Below are 16,276 nucleotides of genomic sequence, written 5' to 3'. Positions count from 1 at the left end.
CCTGGCCAGCCGAAGCCTCCGTTTACCGCGCCTGCCCGATCAACCCTCAGATATCCATGGGGAGTTGCTGGACCAGCAGCTTTCCGGCCATGGTCACGCCGCCGTCCATCGCGATGGCGAGGCCGCCCGCGTACACGTGCGGTCCCTCGACGACGGGCCCGCTGTCGGCGGAGTCGGTGCTGTCGGCGCCGGCTTCGGCGCCCACCTCGCCCAGGAGGTACGGGATCGGGCTGTGGCCGTGCACGACCCGCGAGCCGCCGTACGCGCCGAGCAGTTCCTGCACGGCGCCGGGGCCGCTCTCCTCGTCCCGGAAGGCGAACCGCTTGGTGAACTTGCGGAACAGGTCCCAGCACTCGTCCGCGTCGTTGCGCGTGAGCGTCTCGCGGACCGTGTCGTTGACCGCCTCGATCGAGTCGCCGTAGTCGAGGTAGGCGGTGGTGTCGGAGTGCATGAGCAGGTGGTCGTCCTCGAGCTCGATCGCGTCGAGCCGGGACATCCACTGCAGGTGCACGTCCTGGAGGCGGTCCATGTCGGACTTCTGGCCGCCGTTCAGCAACCAGGCCGCCTGGAAGGTGGCGGTGCCCGCGCCGGAGTTCACGGGGGTGTCGCCGAACCGCTTGGCGCCGAGCAGCAGCAGCTCGTGGTTGCCCATGAGCGCCTTGCAGTAGCCGCCCGCCGCGGCCGCCTCGGCGGACAGGCGCATGACGAGGTCGATGACGCCGATCCCGTCGGGACCGCGATCGGTGAAGTCGCCGAGGAACCACAGGCGCGCGTTGCCCGCCGCCCAGTTGCCCTCGGCGTCGAGCAGGCCCTTCTCCTGCAGCGCCGCGACCAGCTCGTCGATGTAACCGTGCACGTCGCCCACGACGTACAGCGGGCCGTGCCCGTCGGCCGGCGGCGCGGGTGCGGGCGCCGGCTGCGGGATCTCGACCTGGACCGTGTCCCCGCGGTTGATGACCGGCAGGTCGCGCGCGGTCGGGGTGTAGCCGTCGGGGAAGGCCTCGGCATCGTCCGGGGCGGGGCCGGATTCGGGCTCGGTGGGCACCACGTTCGCCGGTACGTCATGGACGTACGCGGGAACACGGAAGTCGCGCAGCGTCTCCGTGCGCGCTGCGGGTCCCTGACCGGCCCCCTGAGTCATCGACCCCTCCACCATTGCGCCGCCTGTGCACCGGATCGGACTGCCTGGTCGCAGCGGCCCGCGGTGTCGTGCGCCCATCATAGGAATGCGGCTCGCGCTGTGTGATGCACCAGGGGTGGTGAATCGGTGACGGGCGGCTGTTCACCACGCTTTTCTCCCGAATTGGTGTGGACTTTTCCTCACCGTTCCCGGGCGCAGGAGGGTCGGCCGCGGGCGGTCAGCCCTGCCCCGGGGAGCGGGGCGGGCTGACCGTGGTGCGGGGCGGGCGCCTCATCGACGACGTCCGGACGATGAGTTCCGTCGGTATCACCTGCTCGACCGGCTGGTCGGAGTCGACGCCTTCGATGGCGTCGATCAGGAGCTGTACGACGGCCGTGCCGATGCGGCGCGGCTTGAGCGAGAGGGTGGTGATGGGCGGCTCGGTGTTGGCGTAGACGCTCGACTCGCTGCAGCACACGAGCAGCAGGTCGTCCGGGACGCGCAGCCCGTACCGGCGGGCGGCGGCGAGCAGGTCCGTCCCGTTCGGGTCGAACAGGCCGTACACCGCGTCGGGGCGGTCGGGCCGGGCGAGCAGCCGGTCGGCGGCGACGGCGCCCGCGCACGGGTCGTGCGCGGGGTACGACTCGTAGACCGGTTCCTGCCCGATCCGCTCGCACCAGCGCAGGTACGCGGAGGTGGAGAGGTGGGTGTACGTGTCGGTGGTGGTGCCGGTGAGGAGGCCGATGCGGCGGGCGCCGGCCTCGGCGAGGTGGTCGAGGATGCCGAGGACGGCGGCCTCGTGGTCGTTGTCCACCCAGGCGGTCACGGGCAGGGTGCCCGCGGGACGTCCGTCCGAGACGACGGGCAGGCCCTGGCGGACCAGCTCGCTGACGACCGGGTCGTGGTCGGAGGGGTCGATGACGACGGTGCCGTCGAGGGCGACGTTCGACCACACGTCGTGGCGTGAGGTGGCGGGCAGGATGACGAGGGCGTACCCGCGGGCGAGTGCGGCCGAGGTCGCGGCTCTCGCCATCTCCGCGAAGTACGCGAATTCGGTGAAGGTGAAAGGTTCATCCCCGTAGGTCGTCACGGTCAGGCCGATGAGGCCCGACTTGCCGGTACGGAGCGTGCGGGCGGCCGCGGAGGGGCGATAGCCCAACCGGTCGGCGACCTCGCGGACATGGCGTCGGGTGGCGTCCGGGAGCCGGCCCTTGCCGTTGAGCGCATCGGAGACAGTCGTGATCGAGACCCCGGCGGCGGCGGCAACATCTCTGATGCCCGCTCGGCCTGGCCGGGTGCCCCTGCGGGTGGTCTCCGCCCGGCTCACCTGGTGCTTCCCTGCTGCTGTCATGGCGAGCCGATAGTAGGGCTCATGCGGCTGCATGGCGGGGGCGCATATGCCGGGGTTGACAGGCACGTTTCTGCAAGGTGATAGATCGTCAATGACCTTGGAATGAGAGGGAGTTGGGGGTCTTCACAGTAGTACGTCACTTGTCGGTACACGTCAGCCTGCCAAGTCCGCGATGTTGCGACTAGGTCTCAACTCACCTTCACGGGTGATGCGCGCCACGGCGCGAGCCACCGGCGCGCGCCAGGGAGGGGAGCGCTCCCCCCTCCCCGTACGCCTTCGCGGGCCGAAGGCACCGGACCATTGGGGCGGACGGCGAATCCTCTTAAGGTGAGCAGTATTGGAACGGTGGCCACAAGGAGGACTGCGGTGAGCGAGACGAACCCCAAGCTGCGTGCGGAGCTGGCGGGGATCCCCACCTACAAGCCGGGGAAGCCGGCGGCCGCCGGGGGCCCGGTGGCGTACAAACTGTCCTCCAACGAGAACCCCTATCCGCCGCTGCCCGGGGTGATGGAGCAGGCGATGGCCGCGGCCGGGACGTTCAACCGCTACCCCGACATGGCCTGCACCGGCCTGATGAACGAGCTGGCGGACCGCTTCGGGGTGCCGGTCTCGCACCTGGCGACCGGCACCGGCTCGGTCGGCGTCGCGCAGCAGCTGCTCCAGGCGACCAGCGGCCCGGGCGACGAGGTCATCTACGCCTGGCGGTCCTTCGAGGCGTACCCGATCATCACGCAGATCAGCGGGGCGACGTCGGTGCGGGTGCCGCTGACCGACGGCGAGGTGCACGACCTGGACGCGATGGCCGAGGCCATCACCGACCGCACGCGCCTCATCTTCGTCTGCAACCCCAACAACCCCACCGGCACCGTGGTGCGCCGGGCCGAGCTGGAGCGGTTCCTCGACCGGGTGCCCTCGGACGTGCTGGTCGTGCTCGACGAGGCGTACCGGGAGTTCATCCGGGACGCCGAGGTGCCGGACGGCGTGGAGATCTACCGGGACCGGCCGAACGTGGCGGTGCTGCGGACCTTCTCGAAGGCGTACGGCCTCGCGGGGCTGCGGGTGGGCTTCGCCATCGCCCACGAGCCCGTGGCGGCCGCGCTGCGCAAGACGGCGGTCCCCTTCGGCGTGAGCCAGCTCGCGCAGGACGCGGCGGTCGCCTCGCTGCGCGCCGAGGACGAACTGCTGGGCCGCGTCGGCTCGCTGGTCGGCGAGCGCACCCGGGTCGTCGACGCGCTGCGGGCGCAGGGCTGGACCGTGCCCGAGACGCAGGCCAACTTCGTGTGGCTGCGGCTGGGGGAGAAGACCATGGACTTCGCGGCGGCGTGCGAGCAGGCCGGTGTGGTCGTGCGGCCGTTCGCGGGCGAGGGGATGCGGGCCACGATCGGCGAGACCGAGGCCAACGACATCTTCCTGCAGGCGGCGGAGGCGTTCCGCAAGGAGCTCTGAGCCAGGAGGCTGCGGATCGCTTCTGGTGGCGGCCGGTCCGGCGGGGGTGACCCCGGCGGGCCGGCCGTTCGCACGTGCCGGGGCGGCGCCCCGGGTCCGTGTGGTGTTCCTCGCAGTAAGGGGACCCCCCTTCGGATGCCGACAGCCAGTACGACATAATGCTTGTGAATGTGAACGCGTTCACAAGCGTGTCCCGGTTCCTCCCGGGATTTGTGGGATTAAAGGGGCAAACTGCCGCTGTGCCCACAGCGATGTAAGGAGAGACGCAGTGGACCTGGCTCTGGCGCCGGAGACCCTGGCGCGATGGCAGTTCGGCATCACGACCGTCTACCACTTCCTGTTCGTCCCCCTGACGATCTCGCTCGCGGCACTCGTCGCCGGGCTGCAGACCGCCTGGGTCCGGACGGAGAAGGAGAAGTACCTCAGGGCCACCAAGTTCTGGGGAAAGCTCTTCCTGATCAATATCGCGATGGGTGTCGTCACCGGCATCGTGCAGGAGTTCCAGTTCGGCATGAACTGGTCGGACTACTCCCGCTTCGTCGGTGACATCTTCGGAGCGCCGCTGGCCTTCGAGGCGCTGATCGCCTTCTTCTTCGAGTCCACCTTCATCGGACTGTGGATCTTCGGCTGGGACAAGCTGCCGAAGAAGATCCATCTGGCCTGCATCTGGATGGTGTCGATCGGCACGGTCCTGTCCGCGTACTTCATCCTCGCGGCCAACTCCTGGATGCAGCACCCGGTCGGCTACAAGTACAACGAGGCCAACGGCCGGGCCGAGCTCACCGACTTCTGGCACGTACTGACCCAGAACACGGCGCTCACCCAGGCGTTCCACACGCTGACCGCCTCGTTCCTCACGGGCGGCGCGTTCATGGTCGGCATCGCGGCCTTCCACCTGGCGCGCAAGAAGCACATCGGCGTGATGAAGACCTCGCTGCGGCTCGGTCTGGTCACCGTCGTCGTCGCCGGTCTGCTCACGGCGGTCAGCGGCGACCTGCTCGGCAAGGTCATGTTCAAGCAGCAGCCGATGAAGATGGCTGCCGCCGAGGCCCTGTGGGACGGCCAGAACTCGGCGCCCTTCTCGGTGTTCGCCTACGGCGACGTCAGCAAGGGCCACAACACGGTCGAGCTGTCGATCCCCGGGATACTGTCCTTCCTCGCCGACGACAACTTCAACTCGTACGTCCCCGGCATCAACGACACCAACAAGGCCGAGCAGGAGAAGTACGGGCCCGGCGACTACCGGCCCATCATCCCGGTCACCTTCTGGGCGTTCCGCTGGATGATCGGCTTCGGGATGGCGTCCTTCGCCCTCGGGATCGTCGGACTCTGGCTCACCCGCAAGAAGTACATGCTGCCCCAGCACCTGAGGGTGGGTGACGACGAAGTGCCGAACCTGGTGCTGTTCAAGAACAAGGCGCTCAGCCCCAAGTTCACCAAGCTCTACTGGCTCGCGGCCCTGTGGACCCTCGGGTTCCCGCTGATCGCCAACTCGTGGGGCTGGATCTTCACCGAGATGGGCCGTCAGCCCTGGGTCGTCTACGGCGTCCTGCAGACCCGCGACGCGGTCTCCCCCGGTGTCTCGCAGGGCGAGGTCCTCACCTCGATGACCGTCTTCACCCTCCTGTACGCGGTGCTCGCCGTGATCGAGGTCAAGCTGCTCGTGAAGTACATCAAGGCCGGACCGCCCGAGCTGACCGAGGACGATCTCAACCCGCCCACCAAGATCGGCGGAGACCGTGACGCCGACAAGCCGATGGCCTTCTCGTACTAGGCGAAGGGAGCGCACAGGTCATGGAACTTCACGACGTCTGGTTCGTACTCATCGCGGTCCTCTGGATCGGCTACTTCTTCCTGGAGGGCTTCGACTTCGGGGTCGGCATCCTCACCAAGCTGCTGGCCCGTGACCGCACGGAGAAGCGCGTCCTGATCAACACGATCGGTCCGGTCTGGGACGGCAACGAGGTCTGGCTGCTGACGGCCGGCGGCGCGACCTTCGCCGCCTTCCCCGAGTGGTACGCGACCCTCTTCTCCGGCTTCTACCTGCCGCTGCTGGTCATCCTGGTCTGCCTCATCGTCCGGGGTGTCGCCTTCGAGTACCGGGCGAAGCGGCCGGAGGAGAAGTGGCAGACCAACTGGGAGCGCGCGATCTTCTGGACCTCCTTGGTCCCGGCGTTCCTGTGGGGTGTGGCCTTCGGCAACATCGTGCGCGGCGTGAAGATCGACAAGGACTTCGAGTACGTCGGCAACGTCTGGGACCTGCTCAACCCGTACGCGATCCTGGGCGGCCTGGTCACCCTGACGCTGTTCACCTTCCACGGTGCGGTGTTCGCCTCGCTCAAGACGGTGGGCGACATCCGGATGCGGGCACGGAAGCTGGCGTTCGGGCTCGGCCTGGTGGCCGCTGTCCTGGCGCTCGCCTTCCTGATCTGGACCCAGGCCGACAACGGGGACCAGTGGTCGCTCATCGCGATGATCGTGGCCGCGGTCGCGCTCCTCGGGGCGATCGGCGCCATCAAGGTGGGCCGTGAGGGCTGGTCGTTCGCGCTGTCCGGCATCACGATCGCGGCGGCCGTCGCGATGCTCTTCCTGTCGCTGTTCCCGGACGTCATGCCCTCGTCGCTCAACCCGGACTGGAGCCTCACGGTCTCCAACGCCTCGTCGAGCCCCTACACCCTGAAGATCATGACCTGGTGCGCGGGCATCGCGACGCCCCTCGTGCTGCTCTACCAGTCGTGGACCTACTGGGTGTTCCGCAAGCGGATCGGCACCAAGCACATCGCCGACGCCGCGCACTGAGTCCCTTGGCTCGACCCACCTGATGTGAGGGTGTGTTTCACGTGAAACCGATCGACCAGCGTCTGCTCCGGTACGCCCGGGCCACCCGTCTCTTCCTGATCGCGGTGGTCGTCCTCGGCGCCGCCGGGGCGGGCCTGGTCATCGCCCAGGCGATGCTCATCGCCGAGGTGGTGGTGGGTGCCTTCCAGCACGGTTTCGACGTGGGGCGGCTGACCACGCCGCTGCTGCTGCTCGCGGTGGTGGCGGCCGGGCGCGGGCTCGTGTCCTGGCTGACCGAGCTGGCCGCGCACCGGGCGAGCGCGGCGGTCAAGTCGGAGCTGCGCGGGCGGCTCCTGGAGCGGGCGGCGCAGCTCGGGCCTGGCTGGTCGAGCGGTCAGCGGACCGGTTCGCTGGTGGCGCTCGCGACGCGCGGTGTGGACGCCCTGGACGACTACTTCTCGCGCTATCTGCCGCAGCTGGGGCTCGCGGTGGTGGTCCCGGTGGCGGTGCTCGCGCGCGTCGTCACCGAGGACTGGGTGTCGGCGGCGATCATCGTCGGCACGCTGCCCCTCATCCCGATCTTCATGATCCTCATCGGCTGGGCCACCCAGTCCCGGATGGACCGTCAGTGGCGGCTGCTGTCCCGGCTCTCGGGGCACTTCCTGGACGTGGTCGCGGGCCTGCCGACCCTGAAGGTGTTCGGCCGCGCCAAGGCGCAGGCCGAGTCCATCCGCAAGATCACCGGCGAGTACCGCCGGGCGACGGTCCGCACGCTGCGGATCGCCTTCCTCTCGTCGTTCGCCCTGGAGCTGCTGGCCACCCTGTCGGTCGCGCTCGTCGCCGTCACCATCGGCATGCGGCTCGTGCACGGCGAGATGGACCTCTACGTGGGGCTCGTCATCCTGGTCCTCGCACCCGAGGCGTATCTGCCGCTGCGGCAGGTCGGTGCGCAGTACCACGCGGCGGCCGAGGGGCTCGCGGCGGCGGAGGAGATCTTCGCCGTCCTGGAGACGCCGCTTCCCGAGTCCGGCACGGGGGAGGTTCCGCCGGCCGGCGGCATCGCGTTCGACGGCGTCTCCGTCCGTTACGAGGGGCGCGACGACGACGCCCTCTCGGAGGTCTCCTTCGAGGTCGCCGAGGGGGAGACCGTCGCCCTGGTCGGACCCAGCGGAGCGGGCAAGTCGACGCTGCTGAGCGCCCTGTTGGGATTCGTCCGGCCCACTGCCGGGCGGGTCCTCGTCGGTGGCGCGGACCTCGCGGACGTGTCGCGGGAGGCGTGGCACGCGCGCGTGGCGTGGGTTCCGCAGCGGCCGCAGCTGTACGCCGGGTCGATCGCGGACAACGTGCGGCTGGCCCGGCCGGACGCCGACGACGCGGCCGTGCGGGCCGCGCTGCGGGAGGCCGGGGCCCTGGACTTCGTCGACGCGCTGCCGGACGGGGCGCGGACGGCCCTGGGCGAGGACGGTGCCGGGCTCTCGGCCGGGCAGCGCCAACGCCTCGCGCTGGCCCGGGCGTTCCTCGCCGACCGGCCCGTCGTGCTGCTCGACGAGCCGACCGCCGCGCTCGACGGCGAGACCGAGGCGGGCATCGTCGAGGCGGTGCGCAGGCTCGCCGTGGGGCGGACCGTGCTGCTGGTCGTGCACCGGCCGGCGCTGCTGGCCGTGGCGGACCGCGTCGTGCGGCTGGAGCTGCCCGGTGCGGGAGAGCCCGCCCGGGCGGGTACCGGCGACCACGCGCGCGTGGCCGGGCAGAGGCCGGCCGGCTCCCCCGATGCCGTCCACGGCCCGGCACAGGACGGACCGCAGGACGCACCGCGGGGCCGGGGACACGTCCTCGCCCGGCTGCGCGCCGCGGCCCGCCCGCGCCGCTCCCGGCTCGCGCTCGCGCTGCTGCTCGGGGCGCTCGCGCTCGGCAGCTCCGTCGGTCTCATGGCGACCAGCGGCTGGCTGATCTCGCGTGCCTCCGAGCAGCCGCCGGTGCTCTACCTGATGGTCGCGGTCACGGCCACGCGCGCGTTCGGCATCGGCCGGGCCTGCTTCCGGTACGCGGAGCGGCTCGTCTCGCACGACGCCGTGCTGCGGATGCTGGCCGACACCCGGGTCGCCGTCTACCGGCGCCTGGAGCGGCTCGCGCCCGCGGGGCTGCGCACGACGCGGCGCGGCGACCTGCTGTCCCGGCTCGTCGCCGACGTGGACGCCCTGCAGGACTACTGGCTGCGCTGGCTGCTGCCCGCGTCGGTCGCGGCGCTCGTGGGCGCGGGATCGGTCGCGTTCACCGCGTGGCTGCTGCCCGCGGCCGGTGCCGTGCTCGCGGCCGGGCTGCTGCTCGCCGGGATCGGGGTGCCGCTGCTGTCCGGGGCGGTGTCCCGCCGCGCCGAGCGCCGGCTCGCCCCGGCGCGCGGGGTGCTCGCCACCCGGGCGGCCGAACTGCTCACCGGCACCGCGGAACTGACCGTCGCCGGTGCTCTGCCGCGCCGCCTGAAGGAGGCCGGGGAGGCCGACTCGGTGCTGACCCGGATCGCCTCGCGCACCGCCACCGCGACCGCGCTCGGCGACGGGCTCACCGCGCTGATCACCGGTCTGACCGTGGCGGGCGCCGCGCTCGCCGGGATCCAGGGCGTGCGCGCGGGACAGCTGGACGGGGTGGCGATGGCCGTCGTCGTGCTGACCCCGCTCGCCGCCTTCGAGGCGGTGCTCGGCCTGCCGCTCGCGGTGCAGTACCGGCAGCGCGTCCACAAGAGCGCCGAGCGCGTCTACGAGGTGCTGGACGCCCCCGAACCCGTACGGGAGCCCGAGAGCCCCGCACAGGCGCCGCAGGACCCCTTCCCGCTCGTCGTGCGCGATCTCGTCGCCCGGTACGAGGGCCGGGCCCGGGACGCGCTCACCGGCGTCGACCTGACCCTGGAGCGCGGCCGCCGGGTCGCCGTGGTCGGCCCGTCGGGATCCGGCAAGACCACTCTCGCCCAGGTGCTGCTGCGCTTTCTCGACGCGGACACCGGCACGTACACGCTCGGCGGCGTCGACGCGGCGTCCCTCGACGGCGACGACGTCCGGCGCACGGTCGGGCTGTGCGCCCAGGACGCCCACCTCTTCGACAGCACCGTCCGGGAGAACCTGCTGCTCGCCAAGAAGGACGCGGGCGAGGACGAGCTGCGGGCCGCACTCGGCCGCGTCCGGCTCCTGGAGTGGGCGGACGCGCTGCCCGACGGCCTCGACACCCTGGTGGGCGAGCACGCCGCGCGGCTGTCCGGCGGGCAGCGGCAGCGGCTGGCGCTGGCCCGGGCGCTCCTCGCGGACTTCCCCGTCCTGGTGCTCGACGAGCCCGCCGAGCACCTCGACCTGGAGACGGCGGACGCGCTCACCGCGGACCTGCTGGACGCGACCGAGGGGCGGACGACGGTGCTGATCACGCACCGGCTCGCCGGTCTGGACGCCGTGGACGAGGTGATCGTGCTCGACGGCGGGCGGGTCGTGCAGCGCGGTGCGTACGCCGAGCTGGCCGCCGTGGACGGCCCGCTGCGGGAGCTGCGGCGCCGGGAGGGCGAGGCGGAACTTCTGGTCGGCTCGGGGGCGGTCCGGTGAGCCCGGCCCGCTGGACCACCGAACGCCGACTTTCCTCGCCAAATGGGACTAACTAGGCTCAAGGGCATGGCAGCACCCCCGGACCCCGGAGCCCCGTCCCCCGCAGAGCCCGCCGCGAGCCCCGCGGAGGCCGCGACCCAGGCCACGCGCAGCCTCCAAGGGCTGTCCACGGAGCTGACGGCGCGGGTGCCGCAGCTCCTGGAAGCGATGCGGTCCGTCGGCACCGGCCTGGAGCTGCACTCCACGCTCGACCGGATCTGCGAGACCGCGGCCGAGCTGGCGGACGCCGAGTACGCGGCGATCGGTGTCGTCGCGGAGGACGGCGACGGGCTCTCGGACTTCGTCTACTACGGCGTCGACGAGACGACCGCCGCGCTCATCGGGCACCTGCCCGACGGGCACCGCGGACTATTGGGCGCGCTCATCCACGACCCGACCCCGGTGCGCCTGGCGAACCTCGCGGACGACCCGCGCTCGTGCGGGTTCCCGGCGCACCATCCGCCGATGCGGTCGTTCCTGGGCGTCCCCATCCGCGTACAGGGCGAGATCTTCGGAAACCTCTACCTCACGGAGAAGCACGGCGGCGGCGAGTTCAACGACTACGACCTCAACATGGTCCGGGTGCTCGCCACGGAGGCGGGGATCGCGATCGGCAACGCGCGCCTCTACGAAGCGGCCAGGCAGCGGGAGCGCTGGATCGACGGGTCCGTCGCCGTGACCACCGCCCTTCTTTCAGGAGGCGACGCCGAGGACGCGCTCCAGGTGGTCGCGGAACAGGCCTGCAGGCTCTCCGAGTCGGCGGCCGGCATAGTGCTGCTGCCTTCCGAGGAGGGCGGCATGGAGATCGTCGCCGTCGCCTCGGACGAACCCTCCGCCGCGCTCGGCGTGATCGTCCCGCCGGAGAGCGCGATCATCTCCGAACTCCTCGCGGGGGAAGCCGTGTTCATCGACGACGCGGCCACCGATCCCCGCGTCATGACCGATCTCGCCCGCGGCTACGGCCCTTCCATGATGCTGCCCCTGCAGAGCGACGACCGCGTCCTGGGCACGCTGGTCATGCCCCGCGCGCGCGGGGCCCGGCCCTTCACCGAGGCGGAGCGCACCCTCGCCACCCAGTTCGCCGCGCAGGCCGCGCTCGCCCTGATGATGGCCGAGGCGCAGCGCGACCGGGAGCGGCTCGCCGTCTTCGAGGACCGCGACCGGATCGCGCGGGACCTGCACGACCTCGTCATCCAGCGCCTCTTCGCCACCGGGATGATGCTGGAGACCGCCCAGCGCCGGTCCGTCGTGCCCGAGGTGCAGGCCGGGATCGGCAAGTCCGTCGACGAGCTCGACACCACCATCCAGGAGATCCGCACGGCGATCTTCGCGCTCCAGCAGGGGCCCGCGGAGGCGCCGTCGGGCCTGCGCACGCGCGTGCTGCGCGAGATCAACATGGCGGCCGTCCCGCTCGGCTTCAAGCCCTCGCACCGGTTCCTCGGCCCGGTCGACACGGTCGTCGGCGAGCTCACCGGCAAGAACCTCATCGCGGCCCTGCGGGAGGCCCTCTCGAACGCGTTCCGGCACGCGCACGCCGACCGCATCGACGTCGTCGTGGACGCCGGGGTGATCCTGCCGGACGGGCAGCAGGGCGTCCGGCTGACGGTGGCCGACGACGGCGTGGGCATCCCGGAGGGCGGCCGGCGCAGCGGCCTGAAGAACCTCAAGCGGCGGGCCGAGTCGCTGGGCGGCGACAGTTGGTACGGGCCGGGCATCGCCGACGGTGAGGGCGGCACGACCGTGGTGTGGCAGGCGCCGTACTGAGCCGGGTACCGGCCGGCACCGCTGATAGGTGATTCGGCGGTACGTTTCTGCGCCGTACGGGGCATGCGTTCCCCCGGGCGTACGAGTCCCGCAGGAGGGACCGGGCGCTGCGGGCAACCATCCGATACATGCGCCAACGCCCCCGCTCCCGCAGCTCCCTCGTCGTCCCGGCGCTGCTGTGCGCACTGGTCGCGCTCGGCGGCCCGCCGACGCTCTCCGAAGGCGCCGAGGGTCCGCAGGCAAGTGCCGAAGTGGCCCGCCTCTTTGAGGAGGCGTCAGCGGCGACGCAGCGCTATGAAGGCGGGCGCAGGGCGGCCGCCGCGCAGAAGGCCAAGGCGCGCCGGATGGAGAAGCTGCTCGTCCGGGAGCGGCGCGAGATCGCCGTGCTGCACAACGACCTCGGGCGGATCGCGCGCGCCCAGTACCGCAGCGGCGGCGACGTCCCGCTCACCGCCCAGATGCTGCTCGCCGAGGACCCCGAAGAGCTGATGCACGGTCAACGGGCCGTCTGGCAGGCCGACCTGGCCCTCAACAACGCCGTCGACAAGAGCCGTCGCGCCGAGCGGAAGCTCGCGGAAGGGCAGCGCAAGGCGGCGGCCGAATGGCGCTCCCTGCAGGAGCGCAACGTCCGGCTGGCGAAGCTGAAGCAGGACATCCAGAGCAAGCTCGAAGCGGCGCAGTGGGAGCTGCAGGGCGAGGCGGACCGGTCCGTCGCGGCCGGGCAGTGCCGCGGTGCCGTCCGGCTCGACCAGCCGGAATTCCGCTCCACGCGCGCGTGGCTGCCTCCGGTGGAGACGTACGAGCTGTCCGCGGGCTTCGACAGCGCGGGCGCGCACTGGGCGCACCGGCACACCGGGCAGGACTTCGCCGTCGGCATCGGCACCCCGGTGCGGGCCGCGGGCGCCGGGCGGGTGGTGAGCGTGTCCTGCGGCGGCGGCTTCGGCATCGAGGTCGTCGTGCGGCATCCGGGCGGCTACTACACGCAGTACGCGCACCTGGCGGCCGCCGCGGTCGACCAGGGGGAGAAGGTGCGGGCGGGCCAGTGGCTCGGGCAGGCGGGAACCACCGGGAACTCGACGGGGCCGCACCTGCACTTCGAGGTGCGGCTCACGCCGTATCTGGGATCGGGCGTCGACCCGGTGAAGTGGTTCGCCGAGCGAGGGGTGAGGCTCTAGCCGTCCCTCCGGGCGCATGACGGGCAGCCGGAGGGGCGGAGGGGGCGGAACGGGCGGATGAGGCGGAGGGCCGGAGGGCCGGAGGGGCGCCGAGCAGCCGAGCGGAACGGGCGGATGAGGCGGAAGGCCGGAGGGGCGCCGAGCAGCCGACGGGCAGTTGGGGCGCGCCCGAGCGGCCGGAGAGCGTCCGAGCGGCTGACGAGCGGCCGGAGCACGCCGGAGCGACTGGCGAGCGGCCGGAGCGTGCCCGAGCGACTGACGGGTGGCCGGAGAGCGTCCGAGCGGCTGACGAGCGGCCGGAGCGTGCCCGAGCGACTGACGAGCGGCCGGAGCGTCCCGAGCGGCTGACGGGTGGTCGGAGTGCGCCCGAGCGGCTGGTGGGCGGCCGGAGCGTCCCGAGCGGCCGACGGGTGGCCGGAGTGCGCCCGAGCGGCCGGCGGGCTCGGAGACCACTGCTGGGCTCGGAGACCGACGGGCGCTCGGAGGGCGCTCAGCGGGTCGCGAGGATGTCCTCGATGACGCGGGCCACGCCGTCCTCGTTGTTGGTCGCCGTCACGCCGGTCGCGACGGTGCGCACGGCCGGGTGCGCGTTCCCCATCGCGTAGGAGGTGCCTGCCCAGGCGAGCATCTCCATGTCGTTGGGCATGTCCCCGAAGGCGACGACCTCGGCGGGGGAGATCCCGCGCTCCTCGCAGCACAGGGCGAGCGTGCTCGCCTTGGAGACGGACGCGCCGCTGATCTCCAGGAGGGCGCTCGGGCTCGACCGGGTGATGGCCGCCAGGTCGCCGACCGCGGCGCGGGCCAGCGTCAGGAACGCGTCGGGGTCCAGGTCCGGGTGGTAGGCGAGGACCTTGAGGACCGGCTGGTCCGCGACGGCCGGGCCCTGGAGGTCCGCGGTGAGGAGCTTCTCGGCGGGGGCGACGCTCTCCCCCGGGTCCAGGTGCAGCGGCGGGTAGGTGGGCTCGTGGTGCAGGCCGCCGGTCCGCTCGACCGCGAACGACGTGCCGGGCGCCGCCTCGCGCAGGATGCGGACGACGTCGAGGGCGTCCGGCACCGGCAGCTCCCGGACCTTGACGAAGCGGTACCGCCCCGGGCCTTCGTGCAGATCGACGACGGCCGCGCCGTTCCCGCAGATCGCGAGTCCGTGGCCGTGCACGTGGCCGCTGACGACGTCCATCCAGCGGGCCGGGCGACCCGTCACGAAGAAGACCTCGAGACCGGCCTCCTCGGCGGCGGCGAGTGCGGCGACCGTACGAGGAGAAACGATTTTGTCGTCGTGCAGCAGGGTGCCGTCGAGGTCCGTGGCGATCAGCCGGGGCGCGGAGGGGGCCGGGGTCCGGGGCCCAGGAGTCGGTGAGGTCACCGTCCTATGGTCGCGCATATGCGTGCACGGGCGTGCGGCGGGGCGCGCAGATGAGTACGTTCCTGGCGCATGTGCCCCGCCCGGCGCGCGGGCGTTCCCGCCGGGCCCGGCACCCGTGGCGCGGCCGGGCCTGACGGGCCGGCCGGGTCAGCCGAGCTGGGCGAGCGCGTCCGTGGCGATGGCCTCGAAGACCTTCTGGTCGGCCTCGAAGGCGGTGTCGGAGATCGGCCAGTGCAGGACGATCTCGGTGAATCCCAGCTCCCGGTGTCGGCCCGCGAAGTCCACGAAGGCATCGACCGACTCCAGTGGGCGGCCCCGCTCCGGGGTGAATCCGGTGAGCAGGATCCGGTCGAGCTCGGCGGCGTCGCGGCCGATGGCGTCGCAGGCCGCGGTCAGCTTCTCCACCTGTCCGCGAATGGCCTGAATTGATTCCTCCGGGGTGCCCGTCTCGTACAGCTTCGGGTCGCCCGTGGTCACCCAGGCCTGCCCGTGGCGCGCGGCGAGCTTCAGCCCGCGCGGGCCGGTCGCGGCCACGGCGAAGGGCAGCCGGGGACGCTGCACGCAGCCCGGGATGTTCTGGGCGCCGCCCGCCGAGTAGAACGTGCCGTCGTACGAGACCTCGTCCTCGGTGAGCAGCCGGTCGAGCAGGGGGACGAACTCCGCGAAACGGTCGGCCCGTTCGCGCGGTGTCCATGCCTCCTGGCCGCTGGGCGCGAGGGCGCTCGCGTCGAAGCCGGTGCCGCCCGCGCCGATGCCCAGCGTGATCCGGCCGCCGGAGATGTCGTCGAGCGAGATCAGTTCCTTGGCGAGGGTGACCGGGTGCCGGAAGTTCGGCGAGGTGACCAGGGTGCCCAGGCGCAGCCGCGAGGTGACGCCCGCCGCCGCGGTCAGCGTCGGGACCGCGCCGAACCACGGGCCGTCGCGGAACGGGACGCGCCAGGACAGGTGGTCGTACGTGTACGCCGTGTGGAAGCCCAGCTCCTCGGCGCGCACCCACGCCTCACGGGCGCCCTCGTGCCAGCGGCGGTAGGGCAGGATCACGGTGCTCAGGCGGAGCGGGGTCTTGTCGGTCATGCCTGTGAGCGTATGCGGACCGCCTGCGGTGTGCGCGGGGTGGCCGGGGGGTGCACGGGGCGGTGGCGCGGCGCCTCGGAGGGCGGTGGACCGGGCCGGGGGCGGCCGGGGTCAGGGCTCAGCGCACGCGCCCGCTCAGCCAGCGGGTGAGGTTGATCATCGGCAGGAACTCCTTGTACGTGCGGTCGCCGGGCAGCGGCACGACGAGCCGGTAGCCGGGCGGGAAACGCTTACCGTGCACGTAGGCGAGGCCGCCGTAGCAGGACCGGAGGAACGCGGGCACCTCGTCGCGCGGGACGTCGTGGAACTCGACTCCCTCGACCGTGATCAGCGCGTCGTCCTCGGGGAAGAGCCGGACGCTGATCCGCGGGGAGCCACCCAGCTCCACGAAGGCCTCGTGCGGCAGCGAACCGTCGGGGTCGGTGGTCACGCCGACGCCCGCGGTGGTGCGGCGGGAGGTCTGGTCCGCGCCGATGTCGTGGGTCACCTCGATCTCGAGGTGGAACGCGCGAGCCGTCTCGCGCAGGGCGGTGACGGCCGCCTCGGTCGTGGGCAGGTGCGGGTGGTCCATACCACCGATCATGC

Annotated in this window: 11 protein-coding genes; 6 read left to right on the top strand and 5 right to left on the bottom strand. The window is 72.1% G+C overall.

Annotated features, from left to right (window positions below):
* Positions 1-46: 46 nt before the first annotated feature.
* Both RBJ77_RS08110 and RBJ77_RS08105 read right to left on the bottom strand, forming a co-directional pair.
* Positions 47-1,141: a metallophosphoesterase gene (locus RBJ77_RS08110; protein WP_372344315.1), complete on the bottom strand. Its 1,095-nt coding sequence runs from the start codon at positions 1,139-1,141 to the stop codon at positions 47-49.
* Between the two features lie 217 nt (positions 1,142-1,358).
* Positions 1,359-2,471, bottom strand: coding sequence for a LacI family DNA-binding transcriptional regulator (locus RBJ77_RS08105; protein ID WP_255970716.1), 1,113 nt, complete (start codon positions 2,469-2,471; stop codon positions 1,359-1,361).
* Between the two features lie 366 nt (positions 2,472-2,837).
* On the opposite strand from RBJ77_RS08105, the gene hisC reads away from it, so the two are divergent.
* The 6 genes from hisC (at position 2,838) to RBJ77_RS08075 (ending at position 13,254) form a co-directional block, all read left to right on the top strand.
* On the top strand, positions 2,838-3,917 hold the full coding sequence (gene hisC / locus RBJ77_RS08100) for a histidinol-phosphate transaminase (protein WP_372344314.1): 1,080 nt from the start codon (positions 2,838-2,840) through the stop codon (positions 3,915-3,917).
* A gap of 268 nt (positions 3,918-4,185) precedes the next feature.
* Positions 4,186-5,691, top strand: coding sequence for a cytochrome ubiquinol oxidase subunit I (locus RBJ77_RS08095; protein WP_372344313.1), 1,506 nt, complete (start codon positions 4,186-4,188; stop codon positions 5,689-5,691).
* Between the two features lie 20 nt (positions 5,692-5,711).
* A complete protein-coding gene (gene cydB, locus RBJ77_RS08090) occupies positions 5,712-6,716 on the top strand; it encodes a cytochrome d ubiquinol oxidase subunit II (protein WP_372344312.1) in 1,005 nt (334 codons plus the stop codon).
* 41 nt (positions 6,717-6,757) lie between these two features.
* The gene (gene cydD / locus RBJ77_RS08085) at positions 6,758-10,276 is read left to right on the top strand and encodes a thiol reductant ABC exporter subunit CydD (RefSeq protein ID WP_372344311.1); all 3,519 of its coding nucleotides are present in this window, start codon (positions 6,758-6,760) and stop codon (positions 10,274-10,276) included.
* 66 nt (positions 10,277-10,342) lie between these two features.
* Positions 10,343-12,079 carry a GAF domain-containing sensor histidine kinase gene (locus RBJ77_RS08080; protein WP_372344310.1) on the top strand — a complete coding sequence of 579 codons (1,737 nt, stop codon included), beginning with the start codon at positions 10,343-10,345 and terminating at the stop codon, positions 12,077-12,079.
* Between the two features lie 128 nt (positions 12,080-12,207).
* Entirely contained in the window at positions 12,208-13,254 is a 1,047-nt protein-coding gene (locus RBJ77_RS08075) for a M23 family metallopeptidase (protein WP_372344309.1), read from the top strand.
* A 490-nt stretch (positions 13,255-13,744) separates the two neighbouring features.
* Here the strand turns inward: RBJ77_RS08075 and RBJ77_RS08070 are convergent, their stop codons facing one another.
* The 3 genes from RBJ77_RS08070 to RBJ77_RS08060 form a co-directional block, all read right to left on the bottom strand.
* Positions 13,745-14,635 (bottom strand): HAD hydrolase family protein, encoded by an 891-nt coding sequence (locus RBJ77_RS08070; RefSeq protein ID WP_372344308.1) that lies wholly within the window; start codon positions 14,633-14,635, stop codon positions 13,745-13,747.
* A 129-nt stretch (positions 14,636-14,764) separates the two neighbouring features.
* The gene (locus RBJ77_RS08065) at positions 14,765-15,691 is read right to left on the bottom strand and encodes an LLM class flavin-dependent oxidoreductase (RefSeq protein ID WP_255977280.1); all 927 of its coding nucleotides are present in this window, start codon (positions 15,689-15,691) and stop codon (positions 14,765-14,767) included.
* A gap of 118 nt (positions 15,692-15,809) precedes the next feature.
* A complete protein-coding gene (locus tag RBJ77_RS08060) occupies positions 15,810-16,274 on the bottom strand; it encodes a hypothetical protein (RefSeq protein WP_372344307.1) in 465 nt (154 codons plus the stop codon).
* Positions 16,275-16,276 lie beyond the last annotated feature (2 nt).

Source organism: Streptomyces sp. KL116D (assembly GCF_030766975.1).
Lineage (GTDB): Bacteria > Actinomycetota > Actinomycetes > Streptomycetales > Streptomycetaceae > Streptomyces > Streptomyces longispororuber_A.
This window is presented reverse-complemented; position numbering and strand designations above follow the sequence as displayed.

Coding starts and splice junctions, on each gene's coding strand:
- RBJ77_RS08110 (WP_372344315.1), bottom strand. CDS start 1,141: ATGACTCAGGGGGCCGGTCAGGGACCCGCAGCGCGCACGGAGACGCTG.
- RBJ77_RS08105 (WP_255970716.1), bottom strand. CDS start 2,471: ATGACAGCAGCAGGGAAGCACCAGGTGAGCCGGGCGGAGACCACCCGC.
- cydB (WP_372344312.1), top strand. CDS start 5,712: ATGGAACTTCACGACGTCTGGTTCGTACTCATCGCGGTCCTCTGGATC.
- RBJ77_RS08080 (WP_372344310.1), top strand. CDS start 10,343: ATGGCAGCACCCCCGGACCCCGGAGCCCCGTCCCCCGCAGAGCCCGCC.
- RBJ77_RS08075 (WP_372344309.1), top strand. CDS start 12,208: ATGCGCCAACGCCCCCGCTCCCGCAGCTCCCTCGTCGTCCCGGCGCTG.
- RBJ77_RS08070 (WP_372344308.1), bottom strand. CDS start 14,635: ATGCGCGACCATAGGACGGTGACCTCACCGACTCCTGGGCCCCGGACC.
- RBJ77_RS08065 (WP_255977280.1), bottom strand. CDS start 15,691: ATGACCGACAAGACCCCGCTCCGCCTGAGCACCGTGATCCTGCCCTAC.
- RBJ77_RS08060 (WP_372344307.1), bottom strand. CDS start 16,274: ATGATCGGTGGTATGGACCACCCGCACCTGCCCACGACCGAGGCGGCC.